General features: G+C 41.3%; 24 protein-coding genes. 19 read left to right on the forward strand and 5 right to left on the reverse strand.

Annotated features, from left to right (window positions below):
• Nucleotides 1-18: 18 nt before the first annotated feature.
• The 3 genes from tyrS to OKIT_RS02750 all read right to left on the reverse strand — a co-directional run bounded on the left by tyrS (nt 19) and on the right by OKIT_RS02750 (nt 2,706).
• A complete protein-coding gene (tyrS, locus tag OKIT_RS02740) occupies nt 19-1,272 on the reverse strand; it encodes a tyrosine--tRNA ligase (RefSeq protein WP_007745104.1) in 1,254 nt (417 codons plus the stop codon).
• A gap of 229 nt (nt 1,273-1,501) precedes the next feature.
• Entirely contained in the window at nt 1,502-2,146 is a 645-nt protein-coding gene (locus tag OKIT_RS02745) for a hypothetical protein (protein WP_148127729.1), read from the reverse strand.
• Nucleotides 2,147-2,196: 50 nt separating this feature from the next.
• Nucleotides 2,197-2,706, reverse strand: a complete 510-nt coding sequence (locus OKIT_RS02750) for an aminoacyl-tRNA deacylase (RefSeq protein ID WP_007745108.1) — start codon at nt 2,704-2,706, stop codon at nt 2,197-2,199.
• A gap of 152 nt (nt 2,707-2,858) precedes the next feature.
• Between OKIT_RS02750 and OKIT_RS02755 the strand changes: the two genes are divergently transcribed.
• Nucleotides 2,859-5,312, forward strand: a complete 2,454-nt coding sequence (locus OKIT_RS02755; RefSeq protein ID WP_007745109.1) for a phosphoketolase family protein — start codon at nt 2,859-2,861, stop codon at nt 5,310-5,312.
• A gap of 186 nt (nt 5,313-5,498) precedes the next feature.
• Nucleotides 5,499-6,248 carry an alpha/beta hydrolase gene (locus OKIT_RS02760; protein ID WP_007745110.1) on the forward strand — a complete coding sequence of 250 codons (750 nt, stop codon included), beginning with the start codon at nt 5,499-5,501 and terminating at the stop codon, nt 6,246-6,248.
• 58 nt (nt 6,249-6,306) lie between these two features.
• On the opposite strand, the gene OKIT_RS02765 is transcribed toward OKIT_RS02760, so the two are convergent.
• Both OKIT_RS02765 and OKIT_RS02770 read right to left on the reverse strand, forming a co-directional pair.
• On the reverse strand, nt 6,307-7,290 hold the full coding sequence (locus OKIT_RS02765; protein WP_007745111.1) for an asparaginase: 984 nt from the start codon (nt 7,288-7,290) through the stop codon (nt 6,307-6,309).
• Between the two features lie 5 nt (nt 7,291-7,295).
• On the reverse strand, nt 7,296-8,750 hold the full coding sequence (locus tag OKIT_RS02770) for an ABC transporter substrate-binding protein/permease (RefSeq protein ID WP_007745112.1): 1,455 nt from the start codon (nt 8,748-8,750) through the stop codon (nt 7,296-7,298).
• 159 nt (nt 8,751-8,909) lie between these two features.
• Between OKIT_RS02770 and OKIT_RS02775 the strand changes: the two genes are divergently transcribed.
• The 17 genes from OKIT_RS02775 to OKIT_RS02855 all read left to right on the forward strand — a co-directional run bounded on the left by OKIT_RS02775 (nt 8,910) and on the right by OKIT_RS02855 (nt 24,721).
• Nucleotides 8,910-9,563, forward strand: a complete 654-nt coding sequence (locus OKIT_RS02775; RefSeq protein WP_007745113.1) for an ABC transporter ATP-binding protein — start codon at nt 8,910-8,912, stop codon at nt 9,561-9,563.
• A complete protein-coding gene (locus OKIT_RS02780) occupies nt 9,556-10,335 on the forward strand; it encodes an ABC transporter permease (protein WP_007745114.1) in 780 nt (259 codons plus the stop codon). The genes OKIT_RS02775 and OKIT_RS02780 overlap by 8 nt, the downstream gene beginning before the upstream one ends.
• A 141-nt stretch (nt 10,336-10,476) precedes the next feature.
• On the forward strand, nt 10,477-11,403 hold the full coding sequence (locus OKIT_RS02785) for an ABC transporter ATP-binding protein (protein WP_007745115.1): 927 nt from the start codon (nt 10,477-10,479) through the stop codon (nt 11,401-11,403).
• A gap of 53 nt (nt 11,404-11,456) precedes the next feature.
• Nucleotides 11,457-12,215, forward strand: coding sequence for an ABC transporter permease subunit (locus tag OKIT_RS02790; protein WP_241778163.1), 759 nt, complete (start codon nt 11,457-11,459; stop codon nt 12,213-12,215).
• A gap of 17 nt (nt 12,216-12,232) precedes the next feature.
• On the forward strand, nt 12,233-12,604 hold the full coding sequence (locus tag OKIT_RS02795) for a GntR family transcriptional regulator (RefSeq protein WP_007745118.1): 372 nt from the start codon (nt 12,233-12,235) through the stop codon (nt 12,602-12,604).
• Nucleotides 12,591-13,484, forward strand: a complete 894-nt coding sequence (locus OKIT_RS02800) for an ATP-binding cassette domain-containing protein (protein WP_007745125.1) — start codon at nt 12,591-12,593, stop codon at nt 13,482-13,484. Before OKIT_RS02795 ends, OKIT_RS02800 begins: the two co-directional genes overlap by 14 nt.
• A gap of 3 nt (nt 13,485-13,487) precedes the next feature.
• Nucleotides 13,488-14,930 (forward strand): hypothetical protein, encoded by a 1,443-nt coding sequence (locus OKIT_RS02805; RefSeq protein WP_007745135.1) that lies wholly within the window; start codon nt 13,488-13,490, stop codon nt 14,928-14,930.
• A 31-nt stretch (nt 14,931-14,961) separates the two neighbouring features.
• Nucleotides 14,962-15,582 carry a phosphatase PAP2 family protein gene (locus OKIT_RS09350; RefSeq protein WP_162141370.1) on the forward strand — a complete coding sequence of 207 codons (621 nt, stop codon included), beginning with the start codon at nt 14,962-14,964 and terminating at the stop codon, nt 15,580-15,582.
• Nucleotides 15,583-15,601: 19 nt separating this feature from the next.
• Entirely contained in the window at nt 15,602-16,627 is a 1,026-nt protein-coding gene (gene trpS / locus OKIT_RS02815) for a tryptophan--tRNA ligase (protein ID WP_007745138.1), read from the forward strand.
• Complete coding sequence (locus OKIT_RS02820; protein ID WP_007745143.1) at nt 16,624-17,712, forward strand: hydroxymethylglutaryl-CoA reductase, degradative; 1,089 nt, start codon at nt 16,624-16,626, stop codon at nt 17,710-17,712. The genes trpS and OKIT_RS02820 overlap by 4 nt, the downstream gene beginning before the upstream one ends.
• The gene (gene ppcA, locus OKIT_RS02825; RefSeq protein WP_007745145.1) at nt 17,709-19,226 is read left to right on the forward strand and encodes a phosphoenolpyruvate carboxylase; all 1,518 of its coding nucleotides are present in this window, start codon (nt 17,709-17,711) and stop codon (nt 19,224-19,226) included. Before OKIT_RS02820 ends, ppcA begins: the two co-directional genes overlap by 4 nt.
• On the forward strand, nt 19,226-19,927 hold the full coding sequence (locus OKIT_RS02830) for an NAD-dependent protein deacylase (RefSeq protein ID WP_028291857.1): 702 nt from the start codon (nt 19,226-19,228) through the stop codon (nt 19,925-19,927). Before ppcA ends, OKIT_RS02830 begins: the two co-directional genes overlap by 1 nt.
• Nucleotides 19,928-19,936: 9 nt before the next feature.
• Nucleotides 19,937-20,827, forward strand: a complete 891-nt coding sequence (locus OKIT_RS02835) for a cation diffusion facilitator family transporter (RefSeq protein ID WP_007745147.1) — start codon at nt 19,937-19,939, stop codon at nt 20,825-20,827.
• Nucleotides 20,828-21,116: 289 nt separating this feature from the next.
• Nucleotides 21,117-22,715 carry an Nramp family divalent metal transporter gene (locus OKIT_RS02840; protein WP_028291858.1) on the forward strand — a complete coding sequence of 533 codons (1,599 nt, stop codon included), beginning with the start codon at nt 21,117-21,119 and terminating at the stop codon, nt 22,713-22,715.
• A gap of 105 nt (nt 22,716-22,820) precedes the next feature.
• Nucleotides 22,821-23,267, forward strand: a complete 447-nt coding sequence (locus tag OKIT_RS02845) for a universal stress protein (protein ID WP_007745149.1) — start codon at nt 22,821-22,823, stop codon at nt 23,265-23,267.
• Between the two features lie 72 nt (nt 23,268-23,339).
• The gene (locus OKIT_RS02850) at nt 23,340-24,020 is read left to right on the forward strand and encodes a VIT1/CCC1 transporter family protein (protein WP_007745151.1); all 681 of its coding nucleotides are present in this window, start codon (nt 23,340-23,342) and stop codon (nt 24,018-24,020) included.
• Nucleotides 24,020-24,721 (forward strand): VIT1/CCC1 transporter family protein, encoded by a 702-nt coding sequence (locus OKIT_RS02855; protein WP_007745153.1) that lies wholly within the window; start codon nt 24,020-24,022, stop codon nt 24,719-24,721. The genes OKIT_RS02850 and OKIT_RS02855 overlap by 1 nt, the downstream gene beginning before the upstream one ends.
• Nucleotides 24,722-24,768 lie beyond the last annotated feature (47 nt).

The raw sequence follows: 24,768 nt of genomic DNA on the forward strand, positions 1-24,768 counted from the left end.
GTTTATTACATATTCATTCTAATGTACTTTGGCTAGAAAATATTTTTTCTTTCCGCGGCGGATAATCACAAAATGGCCTTCGAATTTGTCTGCAGGATTGACCACTGCGTCAACATCAGTGATTTTTTGACCATTGATTGAAATAGCACCATTTTTCAAATCCTCACGTGCCTGACGTTTGGACTTTTCAATGAGGTTATCTTGCGTCAGCAGGTCCAAGACAGGAATTTCACCACTATCGATTGTTATAGAAGGCACACTGGAAAACGCCGCTGCTACCTGCTTACCGGTAAGATTCTGTACCTCACCGGTAAATAAAATCTGTGAAATTTTTTCGGCTTCTTGAACAGCTTCCGGTCCGTGCACAAAAGCCGTTACTTCTTGGGCCAAACGTTTTTGTGCGGCACGTTCTTCTGGTGCTTCAGCAACTTGTTTGGCTAACTGATCAATTTCATCTGGATTTAAGAAAGTGAAAATCTTTAATAGCTTGATAACATCAGTGTCGGATTGATTGTAGAAGAATTGATAAAACTCATAAGGCGACAGCAGATCTGGATCCAACCAAATGGCACCGCCGGCAGATTTACCAAATTTTGTGCCATCGGATTTCAATAACAGTGGCACGGTCAAGCCAAAAGCTTTAGCCTCTGGACCAACCATTTTGTGGATTAATTCGACACCACTGGAAATGTTGCCGTACTGGTCGCTGCCGCCTACCTGCAGCTGCACGTCTTTTTCTTTATACAAAGTATAAAAATCAATCGCCTGGAGAATTTGATAAGTGAATTCTGTAAAGCTGATGCCGACTTCCAAGCGGGAGGCGACAACATCTCGTTTCAGCATGACGTTGATCGGAAACAATTTTCCGAAATCGCGTAAAAATGAAATCAGGTTGAGTTTGGATAGCCAATCATAATTGTTGACAATCTCAAAACCATCTTTACCGAATAGACGAGTTAACTGTTTTGTAATTCGCTTCACGTTTTCATCAAAAACATCAGGGGGCAACAGTTGCCTTTCTGTGGCTTTTCCTGAAGGGTCGCCGATCATACCTGTGCCGCCGCCAATCACAATCACTGGTCGATGGCCGGCATTTTGGAATCTTTTCAAAATTGTCAGCGGGATTAAATTACCAATATGGATCGATTTTGCGGTTGGGTCAACACCTACATACAAGCTGATTTTTTTTGTTTTCAGCAAGTCAGTCAGGCCGGCTTCGTCAGTGGTTTGATTAATGGAACCACGCCATTTTAGATCTTCGATAATGCCCATAAAAACCTCCGGATAATAAAAAACGCCTCGATATGATCGGGACGAATTTCTCCGCGGTACCACCCGGATTGTGTTTTTGCAAACACCAGCTTAATTATCGAGACGGATCTCAAAAAGATAGTTGCTGTGTAATTCGTGAATTTTCTGGGTCGGTTTTCAACTAGCACCGACTCTCTAAATGACCGCCAATTCACTACTGTCAGCTGAGATTGTCTACATTGTACCAGAATCATGGCAGTAGTGAAATGATCATTTTGACAAGCAGATAGAAAAGAAAAACAAGCACAAAAGCAGTGGCACCGATAATCATTTCTTGTTGGAGTAATTCCACGAGTATACTCATCGATACATTTTTAAATACTTTCATGGCCAGTGCTGCTAGAAAAATCAGCAATAACGCGATCCAAAGCCCTTGACTAGCATTATGGAAATCAGCGCTGGATAAGCCGACACCCAGCAATAGCGAGAATGTGAGCAGCAGCCACAGAAAAAATTGCCAATCCAGATTAAGGGTGAAATTGAATAAATTTGGCTGGAGATAAAGAGTTAAAAAGTAAATAACGATGCCGTTTCCGAAAATTGGTGCTGTACCGATTAACAAATTTCCGAATGTCTGCCAAGGATTTCTAGGGTTAGCGGAATGTTGCACAAAACCTACTTGGTTGTTTTTCGGCAGCTGTAACAAGCGAAAATGCTGGATATGATGACCGAAAAGCAATGCCATGATCAGATGGGATAATTCGTGAACAATGATTCCCAAAGAAGCCAATAATAGATAACAGTTTGTTCCCAAGCGTCCTGTGATCACACTGGCAAGCCAGTTGGATAAACAAGATAGCAACCAAGAAAAAAGGCCGGGCAAAATCAGCAGCATGATCGATAGCATCGCGAAATATTCAAGGATTGTTTCAGCGACTAAAATCACTAGTCAGCTGTCAGATCAGCAAAAGAGGCCGAAATTAAATCAGCTACTTGTTGGGCATCGATTAAGTCACTACGGCCCAATTCACCAGCTGACACATAAATTTTGCCATCGGTTAACGCCTGTTTATCAAAATAAATTGGGAACTTTCCGTGATGATTGTGCCAGATACCGACCGGATTATTTGCGCCATGAACATAGCCGGTTGTCTTTTGCAGTTCTTTTAATGGCAGCATTTCAGTACGCTTGTTTCCCGAAGCGGCCGCCAGTTTTTTCTCGTCTAGATGAGCTGTGATAGGTAAAACAGCAATGATCGGCCCGGTTTTATCGCCGCTAGAAGCCAGTGTTTTGTAAATTAATGATTGCCGGTCAATGCCAGCCCGGACCAGCATCTGTGGTATTTGTTCTTTACTAGTATTTAAAAAATCTATCTGAATAGGTTTATAAACAATTTTATTTTTATCCAGTAATTGCTCAACTTGTGTTTTTTTAATCTTTGGATGTTTACTCATAATTAAATTTTAATTCTTTCTTAATTGTAAGCGTTAACAGCAGAGACAAGGCGTTTCCACGCCTTAACCAGCGCTGAGTTTGCTGTATAATGGATCATGTTAAGGTGCGCCCAGAGCGTGCTTTAGAAAAAAAGATTAGGAGATATTAATACATGGCAGCTAATGCACCTGCAGTTGATTATGATTCAACTGAATATCTAGAACTCGTCGATAAGTGGTGGCGTGCAACCAACTACTTGTCTGGCGGAATGATTTTCCTAAAGAGCAACCCACTCTTTAGTGTTACGCATACTCCTTTAAAAGAAGAAGATGTTAAATTTAAGCCAATTGGTCACTGGGGAACTATCTCAGGACAGACTTTCTTGTACGCTCATGAGAACCGTTTGATCAACAAGTATGGACTGAATTCCTTCTATGTTGAAGGACCTGGTCATGGTGGCCAAGTTATGGTTACGAATTCATATCTTGATGGTTCATACACGGAAGACTATCCAGAGATTACTCAGGATCTTAAAGGTATGGCTAAGTTATTCAAGCGCTTCTCATTCCCTGGCGGAATTGGATCACATGCGACAGCTCAGACGCCTGGTTCTTTCCATGAAGGTGGTGAGTTAGGTTATTCACTTTCTCACGGTATTGGCGCTATTCTTGATAACCCTGATCAGATTGGTTTCGTTACAGTCGGCGATGGCGAGACTGAGACTGGTCCAGCTATGACTGCTTGGCACGGTTTGAAGTTCGTTAACCCGAAGACTGACGGTGCGGTACTGCCAGTTCTTGATTTAAACGGTTGGAAGATTTCTAACCCGACTATCTTTAGCCGCATGTCTGATGAACAGATTACCAAGTTCTTCGAAGGACTTGGCTGGTCACCACGTTTTCTTGAAAATGACGATATCCATGACTATATGGCTTACCACAAAAAGGCTGCCAAAATTTTTGATCAGGCTATTGAAGATATTAAGCAGATCCAAAAAGATGCTCGTGAAAATGATAAATATCAAGATGGTACTGTCCCTGCATGGCCAGTGATCATTGCTCGTTTGCCAAAGGGCTGGGGCGGTCCGAAATTTGATGAAGACGGAAACCCAATTGAAAATAGTTTCCGTGCTCACCAAGTTCCATTGAACTTCTCAGCTGAGCATATGGAAGAATTACCACAGTTTGAAGAGTGGATGAATTCTTACAAGCCTGAAGAATTGTTTAATGAAGACGGTTCTCTGAAAGCTGAGATTGCCGCAATTGCACCTAAAGGCAAGAGTCGTATGGCCGCTAACCCGCTTGCAAACGCTGGTGTTGATAATTCCGACTTGAAACTCCCTGATTGGAAAGAGTACACGACTGGTGTTACTCCTGAAAACCGTGGGCATGAAATGAAAGATGGCAACATGAACATGGACATGGTTACTCTGTCTGGATTCTTGGCCGGCGTAGCTAAGTTGAACCCGACACGTTTCCGCTTCTTTGGACCAGATGAGACGATGTCTAACCGCTTGTGGAAGTTGTTCGATAAGACACCTCGTCAGTGGATGAGCAAGATTAAGTTCCCTAATGACGCTTTGCTTGCCCCAGAAGGCCGTATCATTGATTCTCAGTTGTCTGAGCACCAAGCTGAAGGCTGGTTGGAAGGTTATACTTTGACCGGACGTGTCGGCATGTTTGCTTCTTATGAGTCCTTCTTGCGTGTTGTTGATTCTATGATCAACGAATACTTCAAGTGGATCCGTCAAGCTGATGCTGAGCCATGGCGCAACAAGTATCAATCATTGAATTTGATTTCTACCTCTACGGTCTTCCAGCAAGACCATAACGGTTATACTCACCAAGATCCTGGTATGTTGACGAACTTGGCCGAGAAGAAACAAAACTACATCCGTCAGTATCTACCGGCTGATGGTAACGAATTGTTGGCCGTTGCTGCACGTGCCTTAGTTGACCGTCAGAAGATCAACCATATCGTTGCTTCTAAGCAGCCTCGTCAACAGTGGTTCACTACTGAAGAGGCTGAAAAATTGGTTAACGATGGTCTTGGTATTGTTGATTGGGCATCCACGGCTCCTAAGGGTGATGTTGATATTACCTTTGCTTCAGCTGGTACTGAACCAACGATCGAGACACTTGCTGCTTTGTGGCTTGTCAACCAGGCATTCCCTGATGTTAAGTTCCATTATGTGAACGTTGTTGAATTGGGACGTTTGCAGAAGAAAGTTGGACCTTTGAACGATGACCGTTCATTGTCTGATGAAGAATTCGATAAGTTCTTCCCAGCTGGCAAGCCTGTTGTCTTTGGCTTCCATGGCTTTGAAGATTTGATTGAATCAATCTTCTATGAGCGTAATCACCACAACCTTCATGCACATGGTTATCGTGAAGATGGTGATATCACGACAACTTATGACATGCGTGTTTATTCTGAATTGGATCGTTTCCACCAAGCAATCGATGCTGTTTCAGCATTGAAAGATGAAGGTGTTGTTGATGGCGAAAAGGCTGATAACTTTATCGCTGATATGAACAAGATTCTCGACAAGCATTTCGAAGTTACTCGTAATGAAGGTCGCGATATCGAAGAATTCACTGATTGGAACTGGAGTCCTTTGAAGTAAATCTGTTCATTTTATAAATGATTGAAAACCACGGATTAATTGTCCGTGGTTTTTGTTTTAAATTTATTTACCATCAATCTTGAACCAATAACCTAAGTTTTGGATAGATAGTGTGGCCATTTGACCAGATGTGATATCTTAGATCCAGAATCAATTTCCAGTCAGACATGAGGAAGGATTGTTGAGATGGATTATATTTCTGTTAATTTCTTTAGTCAGAGTTTGAAGATGAAGACGACTTTTAATGTCTGTTTGCCAAGTAAAATTACTCGAGAATTGAGTCCAATAATCCTATTACATGGTATGGGTGATGATGAGAATTCCTGGCTGCAAAATTCATTATTGCCGCAGTATTTAGCGAAAAAACAATTGGCACTGATTATGCCTCGAGCCGATTTAAGTTATTATCAGGACACGCCGTTTGGGAATAATTATTTTAATTATGTTTCAATGGAGCTTTTGCAAAAATGCCGTCAATTATTTCCGCTGCAAAAGGATCGCCAGTACACCTACATTGCCGGTATTTCCATGGGTGGTTACGGTGCTTTAAAAGTCGCTTTGAATCATCCAGATAGCTTTGCTAAGTGTTACACTTTATCGCCGAATGTTGATTTGTTGAAAAGTTGGCGTACACATCCAGATAGAGATGCTTGGTTTAGTGCTTTATTTGACAGTCCGGAACTGTTTAGCAGGTCTTCTAACGATCTTTTTTCTTTAGTCTCCCACTGGGATGATGCTGCCCCTAAGCCAGCTATTTATATTGCTTGTGGCCAAGCGGACCCCTTCTATGATGATTGCCTGCGTTTTTACAAAAATTTTAAGAAACAACATTTCCCTGGCTCTCAGGATATTTCATCGCCACAAGGACATAATTGGATTTTTTGGAATGAGCAATTAAAAAAAGTTTTTGAAGATGCAGCATCACTGTCATTGTGACCCAACGTAAAAAAGACTGAACATTATTTGATGCGTTCAAACCTTGGAGACTGTCGTATTATAGATGATCTAAATCGTGGGCGATAGGCGTTTGCATGATGTTTTTGATCTGAGATAAGTTTTTAGTCTGCCGCATCGTCCACATCAGTTTGGCCACGATAGCTTCGGTATTCATATCACCGGCCGTGATGCCACCAGCTTGTTCAACTCTTTGGCCAACCTCATAAAGGTCGATATCTTGCCCTTCATTCATAATTTGAGTGGTAATAATTACCGGTAAGCCGGCTTGAGAAAGTTTTTCAACGCCTGCGACTAAGTTGCGTCCCACACTAGGTAAACCGCCGTTACCAAGACTTTCAATAATAAGGGCGGCTTTTTCTTGCTCGATAAAATCGAAAAATTTAACCGATAAACCTGGAAATGCTCTGATGACATAGATGTTCGTATTGAGACCGGTCCTACTTGTGATAGGACCAGGATTAAAACTAGGCCGATAAAGAATTTTGAATTGCTGATTTTCGATCTGGGCAATCAAAGGGAAGTTAATTGAATCGAAAGCGTCAAAAGACTTTGATTTTACTTTAACCGCACGGGTGCCAGCAATGACACGGCCATCGAAGACAACATAAACGCCTGGGAAGTCAATCGTGCGTGCTGCGAGTAAGGCATCATTGATGTTTTTCTTGGCATCCGTGTGTTCAAAGGTTAGAGGAATTTGCGATCCGGTGATAATAACGGGCTTTTCAAAATCACTGAGTAAATATGATAAGCCGGCAGCTGTGTAAGCCATTGTATCAGTGCCGTGGGTGATTAAATATGCATCAAAGTCAGGATGTGACCTAATCGTCTGGGACATTTTAATCCAATCTTCGGGCTGCATATTGGTCGAGTCTTTATCCATAAGCGGTATGAAGTCAATTGGCCCTTCGGCTGAATCAAAAAAAGCTGACAACTGGTTGATTGTCATACCAGGAGCCAAGCCATTTTTATGTGCAGTAGAAACAATAGTCCCACCTGTAGCTAATACAAGAATTTTTTTCATAGGAATTATGCTTTAACTTTAGATTGTACCCAGTTAGATAGCCAAGTAAGCAGCGTAATCATAACTAGGTACATTAAGGCAACAATCGCCCAAATTTGAAAGCCTTGCTGCGTTCTGGCAACGATCAAGTTACCGGTCTGAGTCAGTTCGACAATGCCGATTGCCTGCAGAATTGAGGTATCCTTCAAAGTAATAATAAATTGGTTAACAAAACTCGGCACCATAATTCGAATACCTTGCGGCATTACAATATGATACATCGACTGCCAGTATGTTAAACCGTTAGAACGCGCGGCTTCCATTTGCCCCTTGTCGACTGCCTCAAAACCGCCTCGGACAAAAGCCCCGGTATAGGCGCCCTCATTTAATGTCAGTGTGATAATACCTGCAATAAATGCTGGGATCTTAATATCCAGCACATGCGGAAGACCGATGTAGATAAAGAAAGCCAGTACGAGTAACGGCAACCCGCGGAAAATATAAATCACAGTTTTTGAAAACGCACGTAAAATTTTTAGTTCTGCGACACCACAGACGCCGAGCAGCACTCCCCAAATTGAAGCCAGAATAATACCGACAACTGTTAACTGAATCGTTTTAATAATGCCGCTGAGAAAACCGGGCCAATTAGATACTAGTAAGGACCAAATACCGGAAGACTTGGCATCACTAGCCGAGTTGCCGGAATAATGCTTTTGACTTTGGCCAAGATATTTCTTCACGATACGGTCATAGGTACCATCTTTTTGGATCGCGACTAGGCCCTTATTGAAAGCACGCAATAAAGCACGATTTTTACCTTTTTTAACAGCAAATCCATACCAGCCGGCATTGGCTACTTTGCTGCTGGGAATTCTTAATTCAAGCCCATTTTTGATCGCATACTGCATAACCGGCAAGTCTTCAAAAGTAGCTGCCGAATTACCGACAACCACATCGTTATACATCGTGTTGGAATCATTAAAATAACTAACTTTAAAACCGTATTTCTTTTGAATACTTTTGGCGTAATCAGCTGAAGCGGTACCTGTTTTCAATGCAACTGTTTGACCGCGTAGCTGAGACAAATTTTTAATTTTCGATTTGCTAGAAACAGCCCACACAACACCTGTCCGATAATAAGGGCGGCTGAAATCGTAGACTTTCTGTCTTTCTGGCGTGATGCTCATGCCGGCGATAATAGCGTCCATCTGTCCGGAAAGTACCATTTGTGCGCCGGAGTTAAAGGAAATGGGCTTCAAATTCATGGCAAATCCCTCGCGTTTTGCGATAGTATGGATGATTTCGACATCAATCCCGGTATACTGCCCGTTTTCTTTTTGAAATTCAAAAGGTGGGTAGGTGACATCCGTCGTAATATTATATGTCGTTTTCTTGGCGTCCGCAGCAGAGAATACAAAGGGAACGAACAGCGTAAAAATAAGTAAAAAGCTGAATGATCTAGTCAAAAATTTAAACATCTTACACGTTACGGTAACATGAAAAAATGCTGAAATGATTGAAATGTCAGCTTTCTTAACACAATATGAAAAAAATGCGAATGATGCTCGCGAAATCGTGAAAAAAATACTTTTTAAGGGTACTTTTTGTCTGACTCGACGACTGGTAGAATGTTCCGGATGACAGAAATTAACTTAAAACAGGTATCACTTTCATTGGCCGGAAAACCGGTTTTAAATGCGATTGATTTATCGGTGGAAAAAGGGCAGTGGATTACACTTACCGGTCCGTCCGGGTCTGGAAAATCGACGATTTTAAAACTGATTGCCAATCTGATTAATCCAGACTCTGGAATCATTTTTTTTCAAGAAAAAAATATTCAAGAACTCGATCCGATTAATTATCGTCGGCAAGTGAGCTATGCGGTTCAGTCGGCGCAGTTATTTGGCAAAACTGTCAAGGATAATCTAGACTTTCCTTACTTGATTAGAAAAAAAGCGATTGATGAAAAACATGAGAAATCTTTATTGACAGCTTTTGATTTACCCGAAGATTTTTTGTACAAATCTGTTTTAGATATCTCGGGCGGCCAGCGGCAGCGCGTCGCCTTGGCCAGAAATTTTGTTTTTCCACCACAGGTACTATTGCTGGATGAGGTGACAACCGGCTTGGACGAATTAACCAAAAAAATTGTCCGCCAAGTAATCGAAGAAAACAATCACAGAGGACTGACCGTGATCGAAGTGACGCACGAAGCTGAAGATCTCAGCGAAGCAAAGAAAATTTATATCGTTGATAAAGGCAGGATTCAGCAGGAGACCGCTCATGAATAATTTGAATATTTCTAATACGACACTGGTTTTGGTGGCTAGTTTGGTGGTGGTTTCATTACTGATTTCCTATAAACAGAAATTAGGGATTGTCAAAGAAACAGCAATTGCGGTCTTGCGTGCCGTAGTTCAGTTGGTGGTCGTCGGCTTTGTTTTACAGTATATTTTCGATGCTAAAGAGTGGTTTTTAACTTTAGCTATGTATCTGGTTATTATTTTTAATGCCGCTTATAATGCTGGTAAAAGAGCTAGCGACCTGTCCCGATGGTCGGCTTTTTCGATTAGTTTTGTTTCCTTGATTGTGTCGGTTTCAATTACGATGACAATTTTGGTAACCAGCGGTGCTATTGAATTTAAGGCAATGCAGGTGGTACCGATTTCCGGCATGCTGGCTAATAATACGCTGGCCGCCTTGGGGTTGGTCTATCGCAATATGCACCAGCAATATAATGACCTGCACGAACAAGTGGTGGAACGTCTGGCATTAGGCGCATCGATTAGAGATGCAAGCTATGAAATTTATAGAAACGCATTACGGCTTGGCATGCAGCCGCAAATTGATACAGCTAAAACATTAGGTATCGTTAGTTTGCCTGGCATGATGTCCGGTTTGATCTTTGCTGGTGTTTCGCTAGTATCGGCAATTAAATATCAGATCATGGTGACATTCATGCTGCTTGGGTCCACAGGTATTAGTTGTTTGATGGCTACTTTCATGACTTACCGCAAATACTTTAATAACCGCGCCCAACTTGTGGGAGCACGTCATAATTAGTGACTAACTGATTAGCACTTAAAAACTACGTTTGATTGCGCAGTTTTTTTATTGGCCTTGATGAGGGGATGTTTAAATTTATGACTTGATTTTGGCAACTGTACTATGTAACATAGTACATATCACATTTTGGGAGGCAAAATGCTCGAAAACACGGCAAAATTGTTAACGGTTAAGGATATAAACAAGTCGTTTGGTCAACGCCAGGTTCTTTTTCAGGTCTCTTTTGATATCAAGCCAGGCCGCATTGTTGGTTTAATCGGCCCTAATGGTGCTGGGAAAACAACGATCATGAAATCGATCGCTGGACTTACTTCCTATCAAGGAGAAATTGAGATAGACGGTCAAAAGGTTTCAAAGACACACACGGCACCATTGAAAAAAGTGGGCTCTTTGATTGAAACGCCAGGAATTTATCCATATATGTCCGGTTATAATAATTTGAAATTATATGCAGGACACACTTCGGCTGAAGATTTGGGGAAGATCATGGAACAGACTATGATTACTGATTTTGCCAATCGTAAAGCAAAAAAATATTCATTGGGCATGAAACAGCGTTTGGGTGTTGCAATTGCGATGCTTGATCATCCCGAACTGGTTATTTTAGATGAGCCTATGAATGGGTTGGATCCTGAATCGGTTCATTCGATGAGGCAATTGCTGCGCGGTTTAGCAGATAATGGTGTGTCGGTGCTCATCAGTTCGCATATTTTAAGCGAATTGGAGCTTGTAGCTGACGATTTGGTCGTCGTTAATCATGGCCATATTCTTTTTAATGGCACAAAAGACGAATTTTTTGCTAGTCAGGCTGCTAAAAGCGGCCATGGTACTCGTATTTTAATCAAGACAGGTGATGACCAAAAAGCCGCGGGTATTTTAGAATCCTTAGGTTTTCAAACCGATCACAAAGGTAAACATATGGGTGTTTATACGGATGACCAGCACGATTTGAATAAAATGCTTCAGCAATTAGTCATGAACAAAATTGAAATTAAGAGTGTCAGTGAAGAAAAACAGCATTTGGAAGATTCCTTTATTGACTTGATCAAAGGGGGAGACAAATAATGCAAGCAATTCGACAGGAGTTTTTTAAATCATTTCATAGACTTAATTATTTAGTGTTCAGCCTCATAACTTTGGTAATTCCTTTTGTGGGCGGTATTGCATATCTGATCAGAGATCACGCGCATGCAGAAGCAGATTTCGTCATGCATCATGGATACTATGACTCGTTTATTTTCATTTTTATGCTGGTCTCTTTCGGATCAATTTTGGCTGAAGAATTTCAGTTCGACACAATCAAAGTGATCGCATCACGTGGCAATTCCCGGCGTTTGATCTTTTCTGCAAAAGTAATAAAACTAATTTTTGATTATTGTTTCTGGTTTTTTATTGCAACTGCATCTTACTTATTGAGCTGGCTGGTTGAATTTGGCGGCACGCATTTTGGCCAAGCAATTAGTTTAGGAAACAAAGGTTATTATTTTGCAGCTAACGGCAAACCAAGTGAATTTACCTTTCTCTGGCAAAATTTTGTTACGAATCTGCTTTATATCTTTTTGATTGGTTCGATTACTTTGATGATTTCCAGTTTCTTAAAATCGAATGCGATCGCAATTGCTTCAGCTTTTATTATCTGGTTGGCAGGACAAATTATCAGTGCTCTATTAATGAATTTGTTTTATAAGCAACTGCCTTTGATCAAATGGAACCCATTTAATGTCAATACCTATATCGCTGGTCAAGCCTTCAGCGACTCAAAAGCACTAACGCTGCTATCGCACTTAAGCCAACCAGAAATTATTATTGCATCGCTTGTTTGGACCGGTATTTTTCTTGCTATTGCTGGTATTGTTTTCAATAGACGTAATCTGTGATTTTTTGAGGTGGCTATATGGCAATAAGCAGTAAAAAGCCAATATACCTGCAGTTAGTCGATCGAATTAAAAATGAGGTTGCGACAGATATTTTATCAGCCAATGATCAGCTTCCTTCAGTTCGTGAAATGGCCTTGCAGGAGAGAATCAATCCAAATACGGTCGCAAAGGCGTATAAGGAATTAGAGCGGCAGGAAGTGATTAAGACACTAACTGGCAAAGGCACTTTTGTTACGGGCAACACGCAAAATGTCAAGAATCTGAATCAGAACCAACTATTTTCAGAGTTGTCTTCTTCTGTTGACCAATTATTGAAAAATGGCGTAACGCGTAAGCAGATAGAACAATTTGTTGATGATTTGTTTGGAGGAAAAAATGCTAAAAATTGAAAATTTGACAAAAAAGCTGGAAAACAAGTTGGTCATTGACCATGTCACTTTCTCAATGCAGACCGGTCAGATTGTTGGATTGGTTGGCCGAAATGGAGTTGGTAAAACAACTCTTTTTCGCTTATTATCAGGAGAATATCTGTCAGATTCAGGCGGAGTTTCTAGCGATGATGCAGAAAATGCACGAACACAAATCTTCTATCTTGATGCCCCTGATAATTTCACCAACGCTTATTCTGCTGCGCAACTGGCCAGAATCTTTAAAGTAAGTTATCCCAAATTAGATGTTGAATGGTTTGAAAGCCTGGTTAAGACGAATAACCTGCCTTTGCATAAAAAGATGTCGAGTTTATCAAAGGGACAGCGTGGCCTTATTTTGGTGATTGCTGCCATCACAAGCAAAGCAAGGTATATTTTTTTAGATGAACCCCTGGACGGGCTGGATTTAATTGTACGTGATCAAGTCACGCAAATGCTGATTTCGGCCGTTTCAGATAATCAGACAGGCATTATGCTGGCTTCGCATAATTTAAGAGAACTTGATACGATTGCTGATCGGATTATCTTGATTAAAGAGGGTCGAATCGAAAAGGATTATTTGCCCGGTGAAGAATTAGAGACGGCAAATGTTGCCAAAATGCAGATGGTCATTGAAGGCGCTCTGCCTAAAGTTGTCATTGAATGCGGTCATATTCTGGAAAAACGCGGCCACTTATATGTTGTGCTGTTTAAAGATTACGACAGTAAAATGGCAGCGCGCATCAAGCGAAGCAAAGCCAAATATATTGAAGAGTTACCAGTTAACTCAGATGATATTTTCCGAGCGACCTTTGATGAGGATTATCGCCTGCGTCAGGCAATGCCTAAAGGGAGGCAGTGATTTATGAGAGAAACAGTCAAACTTTACTATGAATTGCGCAAAATTTGGATTTGGACACTTTTAGCAATTATCACCATCATTGCGATTAGCAGCATGGTGTTTAATATTGGCAGTTGGTATCAAGCTAAACACACTTTTGATAGTCATTTTGATGCGCATCACTATTATGAAATCAGGGATTATGCGCAGACGCTGCTGAGCAAAAATAAGAGAAAACAAGCCGCTAAGGTGACTAATATTCTCTCAGATACTCAAGGCTTTCATTTTGTCACTAATTCCAAAGTTAGATATGTATCGAAAAATGCGGAACTAGCATTTTATATTTTGACAATCTCACCTGATAGTGCGTATAGAAATGTTAGTTATAAAGAAGTGGCCAGATCGCTGCCTGAGACATTTTCAGAATATAGGCATCGGGTTCTTCGTTACTATGTGTCAGCAAATGGTTCAAATGGCAAAGATGTTGTGCAGTATTCTGATGATAGCCCAGATTTTGTTGTTTCTGGTCTGCCTACTAGTAAACAAATTTATTTGCCGGATACCCCTAGGTTTTCTAAAGATTCCGGGCCTTTCAATAAAGAAGGTTTTTATACACATACTTTCATATTCAAACAGCCTATGGGAGCGGGGCCGGTTGTATTGTCAATTTTGATCGGTGCCATCTTCTTTTTGCTGGATCAGATTCACTGGATTAATCCCTATATGTTTCAGCGAAGCAAAGACGGCCGGTACCTGGCCTTGGCTAAATCACTTTGCTGGTTTGTTATTCCGGGCCTGCTATCCTGTTTCTATGCCTTGGTTGAGTTTGTGTTAAAAGGCTTTTTGGTCCCTTCAGCGTTCGCTAATAGCGATTACGGAGCGATGTTTAGCGGGCTATTGGTTGTGTTGACCCTAGGGCTTTCTCTGGCAGGTTTTGGCCTGCTGATTGATTCTTTTATTGGCACAATTTTCGGAAAAATTTATACAGCGATTGTCAGCATGTTTGCCCTTGCACTATTCATTTCCACGGCCCATATGCTGGGTTCAGGATTAAGCCGCCAGTGGCATTTAAATATGAAACCATTTCTTAATTTTGTGGACGATGCATTCAGTGCCAATGGCAACGGATTTTCCTGGGTAGAATTATTAATTGCGCTCTTAATGTTGGCTTTGGCCTTTTTCTGGTATAAAAAATATTCATATGATACAGACAGCAGTTATGTGCGTATGCCGAAATTAAAGAAGCCCTTCTTCTGTTTTGTTGTGCTGCTGGCTGTGTGGGACTTTATTTTGCCCTTACCGCTTGCTGCCTGGACACCTAGCAACGCTTATTTCCAGAGCGGCCAGATATCTTCTATTGTTTGGTGGCTTGCCTGGGGTATTGGCATCACACTTTTCACTGCTTGGCTGATTTTTAAAAAACCATTCAAATTTCGTTTTTTAAGCAAAAAAAATGGCAAACAATAATTTAAAGTTTAAAAATAATAGATGGCTTAATTTGTTCGGAACAGTTTCTTTGGCTGTTTTTTTCTTACTAGCCATTGCGGTTAAATTGCATAGTTCTGAATTGTCGCGTCTGGATCGTGCTATTTCTCTTTTTTTCTATGAGAGGCGTTCTCGGAACCTTATATTTGCATTCCAATTCATTTCCGATATCGGCCGTCCAACAATCACAGCCGCAATTATTATTCTGCTGGCCTTGGTTTTTTATGGAAACCACCGGCGTATTTTAGCTTTTTGGTTAGTACTTTCGACCGTCTTAGGAAACTTATTTTGGCAGCTTTTGAAAATATATTTCATGCGGCCTAGGCCGTTAATGACAACCATGCATCATAGCTTTGCATTTCCTTCTGGACATGCTGCCAGCGTTGTTATCTTTGCATTCTTGATTATTAGTTTGCTGCCATTGTTGAATGTATCTAAAAAAATAAAAAAGGTTATGACAGTCATATTATTGTTATTCGTCTTGACTGTCTGTTTCTCACGTATCTATCTGGAAGCCCATTATTTATCAGACGTGGTATCAGGGGCGGCTTTGGCCTTTAGCTGGATTATTTTTATGCGGCATATTTACAATAAGTTTGCAGAAAAACTGTTATTGGCTAAAATGTTTCGATAAAAATTCTATAATTGAAAACATGACAAAAGAAATCTATCTAACCGGTGACCGTCCAACCGGTAAGCTTCACATCGGACACTATGTCGGTTCTTTAAAAAACCGTGTTGCCATGCAGAATTCTGGTGAATATGAGCCCTTCGTCATGATTGCCGATACACAAGCATTCACGGATAACGCACGTGATCCTGAAAAAATTCATCGCAGTTTGACAGAAGTGGCTTTGGACTATTTAGCTGTTGGTTTGGATCCAAAAAAAACAACAATGTTTGTACAGTCTCAAATTAAAGGCTTGTTTGAACTGACTGAGTATTATATGAATCTTGTTACAGTTGCGCGTTTGCAGCGCAATCCGACTGTGAAGGCTGAAATTGAACAAAAAGGTTTTGGCGAATCAATTCCGGCTGGCTTTTTTACGTATCCAGTCAGCCAAGCAGCTGATATTACGATTTTTAAGGCCAAAAAAGTGCCCGTTGGGGATGATCAGGAACCAATGCTGGAACAAACACGAGAACTTGTTCGAGCTTTTAACAGTGCCTATAACACTGATATTTTGGTAGAGCCTCAAGGTGTTTTCCCAGCAAAAGGATTGGGTCGGATTCCCGGTATTGACGGTAACGCTAAAATGTCAAAATCTCTTGGTAACGCCATCTATCTTTCCGATGATGCCGATACAGTAGCGGCTAAAGTTAAACAAATGTACACAGATCCACAGCATATCCAAGTAAGCGATCCTGGGCATATCGAAGGCAATGTGGTTTTTACTTATTTGGATATTTTTGACCCGGATAAAGCACAAGTAGCCAGCTTAAAAGAGCAGTATCAACAAGGCGGACTCGGAGATATGAAGTTAAAGCGCTATTTAACGGAAGTATTGGAATCGGAATTAAAACCGATCCGTGAACGCCGTGCCAGCTTTGAAGAGGATATTCCTGCTGTTTTACAGATGCTAAAAGATGGATCTGATCACGCAAACCAGATCGCCGAAAAGACAATGACTGAAGTCCGGGCAGCAATGGGTGTTAACTATTTTGATGGTTTAAAATGACTAAATTCTACGAAAAAAATTTTTCCCAGAGATTGAAGGAAGCTGTTCCAGATCCTAAATTGCAGGAATTATTTTTGCAGCATGCTGATTTAGCTCACGATAAAGTAATTGAGAATTATTTAACCGACTTACCAGTGCCAGTCGGTCTTTTGCGTCAGTTGGTTGTTGACGGACATACTTATCTTGTTCCAATGGCCACTGAAGAACCAAGCGTTGTTGCCGCTGCCAATAATGGCGCAAGATTTCTGACAAATATTGAAACAGTTTATCAAACACACCTGCGTTTTGGTCAAATATTGGTGATGGGTGATTTTGATACACTGGACGCAGTCTATCTAAAACATAAAGATGATTTGAAAAAGACAGCACAATTGGTATATCCGTCCATTGTGGCACGGGGTGGCGGGCTGAAGGAATTGCATTTTCGTCAAATGGATGCTAATTCGTTTTCTTTTGATGCACTGATTGATACGCAAGATGCTATGGGCGCAAATATCGTCAATACGATTGTGGAGGCCATAGCAGAACAATTGCGATCTTGGCAGGTGGATGTTTTGGCGGCGATTGTTTCCAATCTTCCCACTACCAGCATGACTGAAATGAAAGCAGTTGCCTCTGGGCTGGATCTGCCTAGTATGAAAAAAATCGCTGCACTGTCTCATTTTGCGACGATTGATTTTCATCGCGCAGCCACAGACAACAAGGGATTTCTTAACGGCGCCTCGGCAATAGTACTGGCTAGCGGTAATGACTGGCGTGCTTTTGAAGCTGGTGCGCACGCCTATGCGGCCATAGATGGTAACTATAAGTCTTTAGCTTCTTGGACCATTAATTCGCAAAATCAATTAATTGGCCGTGTCAAAATGCCGGTTCAATTAGGTATAGTAGGTGGAACAATCTCACAAAATAAAGTAGCCGTTGGGTTGCTGAAACTAACTCAGGTACATTCTGCAGATGAGCTGGCTAGAATCGTTTTGGCCGCCGGGCTTGCCCAAAGTCTTGCTGCTTTGAGGGCATTAGTCGGTGAAGGTATTCAAAAGGGACATATGAAAATGCAGCGACGCGCAAAAGGAGAAGATAAATGACAACAATTGGACGCAGAATTCCTAACATAATGGGTACGCAGCACCCGGATAACGCCGCAGTGCCATTTTTTAAACACAGCCAGAGCCCTTTCATTTCGGCTTACAACGAGGTTAAAGAGGCCTTTAATAATTTTTCTGTGCTGGATACAGATGAATATATGTGGGACTGGGAAGGCAAACACGCCGATGCTGCTGTAATTGATCGCCTTTATTCAGAAAACTATAGCTATTTTAAGAAAAATCAATTAGGGCGCGACAAATTTTTGACCTTCCGTCTGCCCAACATATGGGAAGAAAAAGGTTACAGCCTCATGCAGGCCATGGCCACGATACTGTCAGCCGAAGATTTCGCTAAAGATCTATCTTTTGATCAAAGACCCTTGTTTGAAGCTATTTTACCCATGGCGCAGTCGGCAGATCAGTTAATTGAAATCGAAGATAAATTTGCCAGTTTGGCGCATTTTAAATCCAAAGAATTTACAAGTGGATCTAATAATAATGATCTGCTCTACATGATTCCCTTATTTGAAGGCTTTGAAACACAATTAAATGCACCGAAAATATTAAAGACCTATTTGAGCATGTACGAAAAACATTTCGGGCAGTCTTTGCAGTATCTGCGCGTTTTCTTAGCTGGTTCTGACTCAGCCTTGAGTAACGGTTTTATGAATTCTATTATCGGCAACAAGCTGGCGTTAACGCGTTTGGCTGATTTTTCTGACGAAATTAATCTGCCTGTCTTTCCAATTGCAGGAACCGGGTCAACTATTTTCCGTGGCGGCCTGTCGCCACTTTGGATTAAAAGGTATTTGCAGGAATTTCCAGGCTTGAAAACGGCTACTGTCCAGTCGGCTTTTCGTTATGACTATCCGACTAACCAGGTTCAAGCGGCAATCAAAGAGCTGCGCGTTGGTCTGCAGGAAAGCAAGCCTTTGTCCATGAGCGGAGAAGAACAGCAGATTTTGATTGACGTGGCTAAAAAATCGGCCGTTTATTATCACGAAACGCTAGATCAGCTGATTGTTGATCTGCAACCTGTGTTTGATGCATTTCCTAAAAGACGCGATCGTCGTCAGCATGTCGGTATTCTGGGTTATTCCCGCCAGGTTGACGGCTACAAAATGCCGCGTGCGATTACTTTTACAGGCAGTCTTTATTCGGTTGGTGTGCCACCGGAATTCATTGGTTTTGGCCGGGCATTAATGAATTTGAATGCCAAAGAATTAGCGATTTTTGTGCGTCATTATCCTAATCTAAAGCATGATTTCGTCCATTTGGCTAAATATATCAGTCAAGATGCTTTGAACACTTTGATTCAAGGCAATCCTGCCTGGGCTGAAGTACGTCAGGATATTCAGGACATGCAGAAGATTTTGCAGTTTGAAATTGGGCCAAGTAATGAGAATGAAGAGGAGCATGCAAGGCTCGCTTCTGATTTGGTTAAAATATCAGATGCGACGACACGAACCCTGTTGATTGAAAAACAAGCTCTTCTCAGGAGATTCTTAGGTTGATCGTTACCAAAGAAATTCAAGAGTTGTTTGATCAAGCTCAGCATATTGTTTTTATGACCGGCGCAGGTGTCTCGACTGCTTCAGGTATTCCTGACTACCGTAGTAAAGGCGGCCTTTATACGACGAGTGAATTGGATCGGCCGGAGTATTTGCTAAGTCATACTTGTTTTGAGACCGAACCGGAGCGTCAATATCGTTTTATGAAGGAAAACATGTACTTTCCGCAAGCTAAGCCGAATATTATTCATGAAAAAATGGCTGCTTTTGCAAAATCGGGCAGGGCGCGCACTATCACGCAAAACGTTGATGGCCTGCATACGCGTTTGGATCCCACTGTGATTGAATTTCATGGCTCATTGTATCGCGTGTACGCCCCGATTGACCATAAAACTGTACCGGTAACCGACTATCTGACATCGATGTATCGTAAATCTGATCATGCCTTGCTGCGCCCTGATATTACTTTTTATGAAGAAATGCCGCAGCATGTCGAACAAGCAGTTGCCACGGTGGCGGCTGCCGATTTGCTTGTGGTTGTAGGGACGAGTTTTCAAGTCTATCCTTTTGCCGGCCTGATCAATTATGCCCAAAATTCTGCAGTTAAAATTTCTGTTAATATGGAGCATATCAACACGACTGCGCCCATTAAACAGATCATCGGCGATGCAACCGAATTCTTTTCAGAAATTCACTTGCGTTAAGATGAATTTATGAATAATCATCAAACTTTTAACTATTCGTCTTCCGATCACAAATACTGGTTAGGTATTTCGATCAATTTAATTTTTATTATTTTTGAAATCCTGTGCGGTGCTTTCGCTAATTCTCTGGCACTGGTTACTGATGCCATTCATAATTTAGGTGATGTTCTCGGACTGGTAATTGCCTTAGTAGCAGTCGTTTTATTAAAACGCAAGCCGACCAAACGGCACACATATGGTTTTTACAACACGACTATCCTAGCAGCCTTCATCAATTCATTAATTTTGGTGGCAAGCCTCTCGATTGTTATTTGGGAGGCTCTTCTGCGTTTTATTCATCCAGAAAATCATATTGACGGTATGCTGGTTGCTATTGTTGCTTTAATTGGTGTGTTCGTAAATGGCTTTACAGCTTATATTTTTGAAGCTGGTGCGTCTAAAGACCTCAATGAAAAAGCTAATTACTGGCATTTTTTGGCTGACGCTCTGATTAGTTTGTGTGTTGTTGTTTCTGGCCTGCTAATTGTGTGGACCGGCTGGCGTGTAATTGATCCAATTGTGTCAATTGTGGCTGCTATTTTTGTGCTGCGTGAATCCTGGAGAATTTTCCACGATTCTTTTGATTTGATTACTAATGGCGTGCCCGAAGGAATTGAAGAGGAGGAAGTCGAAAAATATTTGCTGAGTTTTCCAAATATTGAAAAAATAAATGATATGCATATTTGGGCGCTATCGACAACCGAAATCGCTTTATCAGCACATTTGCAATGTGAGGATCCGCAGCAGTATGTCGAGATTTTAGATGCAGCCACAGATGGCCTACGAAAAAAATTTGCCATTGATCACGTTACGCTGCAATTAGAGACTAAGCAGAAAACACATATAGAATCGGATATTTAGTTTTGGAATTTGCGCAAATTGATGGGAAAGCCTGGTTTAATTGCCTTTTTCACTCGATTTTTCTTTGATAACGTCATGAGAAGCGAATTTTAGTGTATAGTGTTAGTCGAGTTAGTTCTTATTTATCAGCTATCCACATACCAGTGGATTGACAGATATGATAAACAAGTAATAACTCACAGTAAGCTGAAAATCAGGCATTTCGACTAAAAGTATATTTTTATAGCTCTTTTTGTTTTCGCCTTTTTTAAGTGTCTCTTTTTCAGAAAATAGAGAGGTGGTATTGATTGTGAGTGATAATGCTAAAAGCAGGACTCATAGGGATCATGGGTTGATTCACTATGCCAACGGGCCTTCGTTGGAAGAAATTAATGGAACTGTTACAGTCCCAAAAGGAAAGGGTTTTTGGCGGACGCTATTTGCTTATTCAGGACCAGGCGCACTAGTTGCGGTTGGCTATATGGATCCCGGTAACTGGTCGACTTCGATTACTGGCGGACAAAATTTTCAGTATTTACTGATGTCAACGATTCTATTATCCAGCTTGATTGCGATGCTGCTGCAGTATATGGCTGCTAAGCTAGGTATTGTCTCTCAGATGGATTTGGCCCAAGCTATCCGTGCTCGGACCAGTAAATCCCTCGGAGTTGTTTTATGGATTATGACTGAACTTGCGATTATGGCGACCGATATCGCGGAGGTTATCGGCGCTGCGATCGCGTTGTATCTCTTGTTTCATATTCCGTTAGTCATTGCCGTCTTTATAACGGTTTTCGATGTGCTGCTGCTATTGCTGCTAACGAAAATCGGATTTAGAAAAATTGAAGCAATTGTGGTGGCTTTGATTTTAGTTATCCTATTTGTATTTGTTTATCAAGTTGCTTTGTCAGATCCTAATTGGGCAAACGTTATTGGCGGACTGGTACCTAGCGCGAAAGCGTTTGCCAGCACACCACATATTGGTGGCCAAACACCATTGACTGGTTCTTTGGGAATTATCGGTGCGACAGTTATGCCGCATAATCTGTATCTGCATTCAGCTATTTCGCAGACCAGAAAGATTGATCATAATGATGAAGAAGATGTTGCAAGAACGGTCCGTTTTTCCAGTTGGGATTCTAATATTCAATTAACAGCTGCTTTCTTTGTTAATGCACTGTTGCTAATCATGGGTGTCGCAGTCTTTAAGTCTGGTGCTGTTAAGGATCCTTCTTTCTTTGGTTTATTCCAGGCTTTATCTGATACTTCGACTCTGAGTAACGGTATTTTAATTAGTGTTGCAAAGACTGGCATTTTATCAACTTTGTTCGCTGTGGCTTTGCTTGCTTCTGGTCAAAATTCTACTATTACCGGTACGTTGACCGGTCAGGTTATCATGGAAGGCTTCGTCCATATGAAGATGCCTCTATGGCTGCGTCGTTTGGTAACACGTTTAATTTCTGTTATTCCTGTTCTAATCTGTGTATCAATGACGAGTGGTGAAAGTGCCATTGCCGAACATGAGGCTTTGAACACGTTAATGAATAACTCACAAGTTTTCTTGGCCTTTGCGTTGCCATTCTCAATGCTGCCTTTGTTAATGTTTACGGATAGCAATATTGAAATGGGTACGCGTTTTAGGAACGCAGCGTGGGTCAAAGTTCTTGGTTGGATTTCTGTTGTAAGTTTGACTTTCTTGAACCTGCTGAATTTGCCTGGCAATGATGGCCAGATTGCTGCTTTCTTTGGTGATAATGCCTCTAAAAGTGAATTAACATTAGCAAATATCATCGCTTGGGTGCTGATTGTTGCTATCTTAGCTTTGCTGGCATGGACTATTTATGAAATCATGAAGGGCAACAGGCGCTATCGTCTTGAACATCCTGCAGCAGAAGTTAGCGCTGAATAATAAATTAATCTCTTCAAGTGAAAATTAGATTATTATTTCCGTGATGATACACGGATATAATATGACCTAGGAGTAGGAAATTGTCTCAGAAAGGATGATATAAAAATGTCTGAAAAACCAGTGGACAAGGTTTTTAACCGGATTCTGGTTGGTGTTGATGACTCAGCGGACGCTCAATTAGCTTTCCAGTATGCTGTACGAAGAGCTGCTAAGGACGGCGCTGTCTTGATCATTACATCGATTTTGGAAAACGATGAAATGAATGTGTACCAAGCTTTAACAAAGGATTATGTGCATGGCGAGCGTGATGAATTGGAAGAGCATCTTAAACAATATCGCGATATTGCTGTGGCAGGCGGCGTTAAAAAAGTGGAAATGATCGTTGATGAAGGCGATGCAGGTGAAACTATTGTCAAGAACGTGATTCCAGCTGCCAATGCTGATCTGCTTGTTATCGGCTCTTTGTCAAAGAGGGGAATCAGCAAGTATTTTGGTTCTCAAGCTGCCTATATGGCTAAGTATTCACCGATTTCTGTGCTCATTATTCGATAAAAAACAAAAAATTTGAAAGCGTGAAAATGGATCTTTGAATCCGTTTTTTTATAAACTAGATGGGACTTTAACATGAACTTAGCTGAAAAAATTAATGTTATTCGTGCGAGTGTCATGGGTGCTAATGATGGCATTATCTCAGTAGCAGGTATTGTGCTCGGTGTTTTCGCTGCGACCAGCGAACGTACCAACAGCAATTGGGCAATTTTAATCGCCGGTTTTGCCGGTACACTTGCCGGTATGATTTCAATGGCTGCCGGGGAATATGTATCTGTGCATGGACAGCGTGATGCTGAAAATGCGGCTATTCAATTTGAGAGCGTTTTAAATAAAGAAAATATGGGTCAGCAGATCATGGCTGTCGAACAAGATTTAGAGACTCAGCAAATTTCCCACGGTTTGGCTCACCAAGCTGCCTTGGAGATGATGCAAAATAAACCAATCGAAACGGCGGTTCGCGTTAAACACGGTTTTAGCATGGACAATCAGATTAGCCCTTATTATGCCGCTGCTGCCTCTTTTATTAGTTTTCCCTTGGGTGCTTGTTTGCCCATGGCGGCGATTCTGCTGGTTCCTAAAGTCATGAAGATTGCATCCACGTATACGGGTGTTTTAATTGCCCTTGTTTTGACCGGTTTTTTTGCAGCTAAAATCGGTAATGCCAACGTCAAAAATGGTATTACTCGCAATGTTGTGGCTGGCCTCTTCACGATGACGGCAACGTATTTGATTGGAGGGCTATTCGGTAGATAATGTTCAACCTTGCAATTAAAAATAAAAACAAAAATCAACAAAGTCTCGAACAGAAAATGAATTCTGTCCGTGCTGGCGTTCTAGGATCCAACGATGGTATTTTGACGGTTGTTGGCGTCTTGTTTTCGACGGCTGCAGCTACAACTGATAATTTTATTATCTTGATAGCGGGATTTGCCGATCTGCTTGCCTGTGCGTTTTCAATGGCTGCCGGCGAATATGCCTCTGTGTCTGCACAAAGAGAAACAGAAAGGGCTGTTGTTGGCAGCGAGCAGAAGCGGATCAATACAGATAAGAATTATTCGCGCCGTATTATCATAGCTGGCTATGTTAAAAGAGGTGTTAGCCAAATAACGGCCGAAAAGATCGCCAATGAGCTGATTGCCAAACACGAAATTGTCTCGGTTGTCTATGAGAAATATACGCTTAAAATTGGTGAGTATGTTAATCCGTGGGATGCAGCCATTAGTTCTTTGTTCAGTGCAGGCTTAGGCGGTATCTTTCCACTAGCGGCGATGTTCTTTTTGCCAGCCAGCGTGAAATTTGTTGGTACAATTTTGGCAACTACTTTAGCTGTCGCCATCACGGGTAGTTTGTCAGCTATTCTAGGAAAATCGGATTTGAGAGCAGCTGTGGTCCGAAACGTGGTTATCGGATTAATTACAGTTGCCATCCATTATTACGTTGGTAAATTGTTTTGATGATAGTATTAAAAAAACAGTTCTCTATTGGGAACTGTTTTTTATTC

The organism is Oenococcus kitaharae DSM 17330 (genome assembly GCF_000241055.1).
Classification (GTDB): Bacteria; Bacillota; Bacilli; order Lactobacillales; family Lactobacillaceae; genus Oenococcus; species Oenococcus kitaharae.

Coding starts and splice junctions, on each gene's coding strand:
- tyrS (WP_007745104.1), bottom strand. CDS start 1,272: ATGGGCATTATCGAAGATCTAAAATGGCGTGGTTCCATTAATCAAACC.
- OKIT_RS02745 (WP_148127729.1), bottom strand. CDS start 2,146: ATGCTGCTGATTTTGCCCGGCCTTTTTTCTTGGTTGCTATCTTGTTTA.
- OKIT_RS02750 (WP_007745108.1), bottom strand. CDS start 2,706: ATGAGTAAACATCCAAAGATTAAAAAAACACAAGTTGAGCAATTACTG.
- OKIT_RS02755 (WP_007745109.1), top strand. CDS start 2,859: ATGGCAGCTAATGCACCTGCAGTTGATTATGATTCAACTGAATATCTA.
- OKIT_RS02760 (WP_007745110.1), top strand. CDS start 5,499: ATGGATTATATTTCTGTTAATTTCTTTAGTCAGAGTTTGAAGATGAAG.
- OKIT_RS02765 (WP_007745111.1), bottom strand. CDS start 7,290: ATGAAAAAAATTCTTGTATTAGCTACAGGTGGGACTATTGTTTCTACT.
- OKIT_RS02770 (WP_007745112.1), bottom strand. CDS start 8,750: ATGTTTAAATTTTTGACTAGATCATTCAGCTTTTTACTTATTTTTACG.
- OKIT_RS02775 (WP_007745113.1), top strand. CDS start 8,910: ATGACAGAAATTAACTTAAAACAGGTATCACTTTCATTGGCCGGAAAA.
- OKIT_RS02780 (WP_007745114.1), top strand. CDS start 9,556: ATGAATAATTTGAATATTTCTAATACGACACTGGTTTTGGTGGCTAGT.
- OKIT_RS02785 (WP_007745115.1), top strand. CDS start 10,477: ATGCTCGAAAACACGGCAAAATTGTTAACGGTTAAGGATATAAACAAG.
- OKIT_RS02795 (WP_007745118.1), top strand. CDS start 12,233: ATGGCAATAAGCAGTAAAAAGCCAATATACCTGCAGTTAGTCGATCGA.
- OKIT_RS02800 (WP_007745125.1), top strand. CDS start 12,591: ATGCTAAAAATTGAAAATTTGACAAAAAAGCTGGAAAACAAGTTGGTC.
- OKIT_RS02805 (WP_007745135.1), top strand. CDS start 13,488: ATGAGAGAAACAGTCAAACTTTACTATGAATTGCGCAAAATTTGGATT.
- trpS (WP_007745138.1), top strand. CDS start 15,602: ATGACAAAAGAAATCTATCTAACCGGTGACCGTCCAACCGGTAAGCTT.
- OKIT_RS02820 (WP_007745143.1), top strand. CDS start 16,624: ATGACTAAATTCTACGAAAAAAATTTTTCCCAGAGATTGAAGGAAGCT.
- ppcA (WP_007745145.1), top strand. CDS start 17,709: ATGACAACAATTGGACGCAGAATTCCTAACATAATGGGTACGCAGCAC.
- OKIT_RS02835 (WP_007745147.1), top strand. CDS start 19,937: ATGAATAATCATCAAACTTTTAACTATTCGTCTTCCGATCACAAATAC.
- OKIT_RS02845 (WP_007745149.1), top strand. CDS start 22,821: ATGTCTGAAAAACCAGTGGACAAGGTTTTTAACCGGATTCTGGTTGGT.
- OKIT_RS02850 (WP_007745151.1), top strand. CDS start 23,340: ATGAACTTAGCTGAAAAAATTAATGTTATTCGTGCGAGTGTCATGGGT.
- OKIT_RS02855 (WP_007745153.1), top strand. CDS start 24,020: ATGTTCAACCTTGCAATTAAAAATAAAAACAAAAATCAACAAAGTCTC.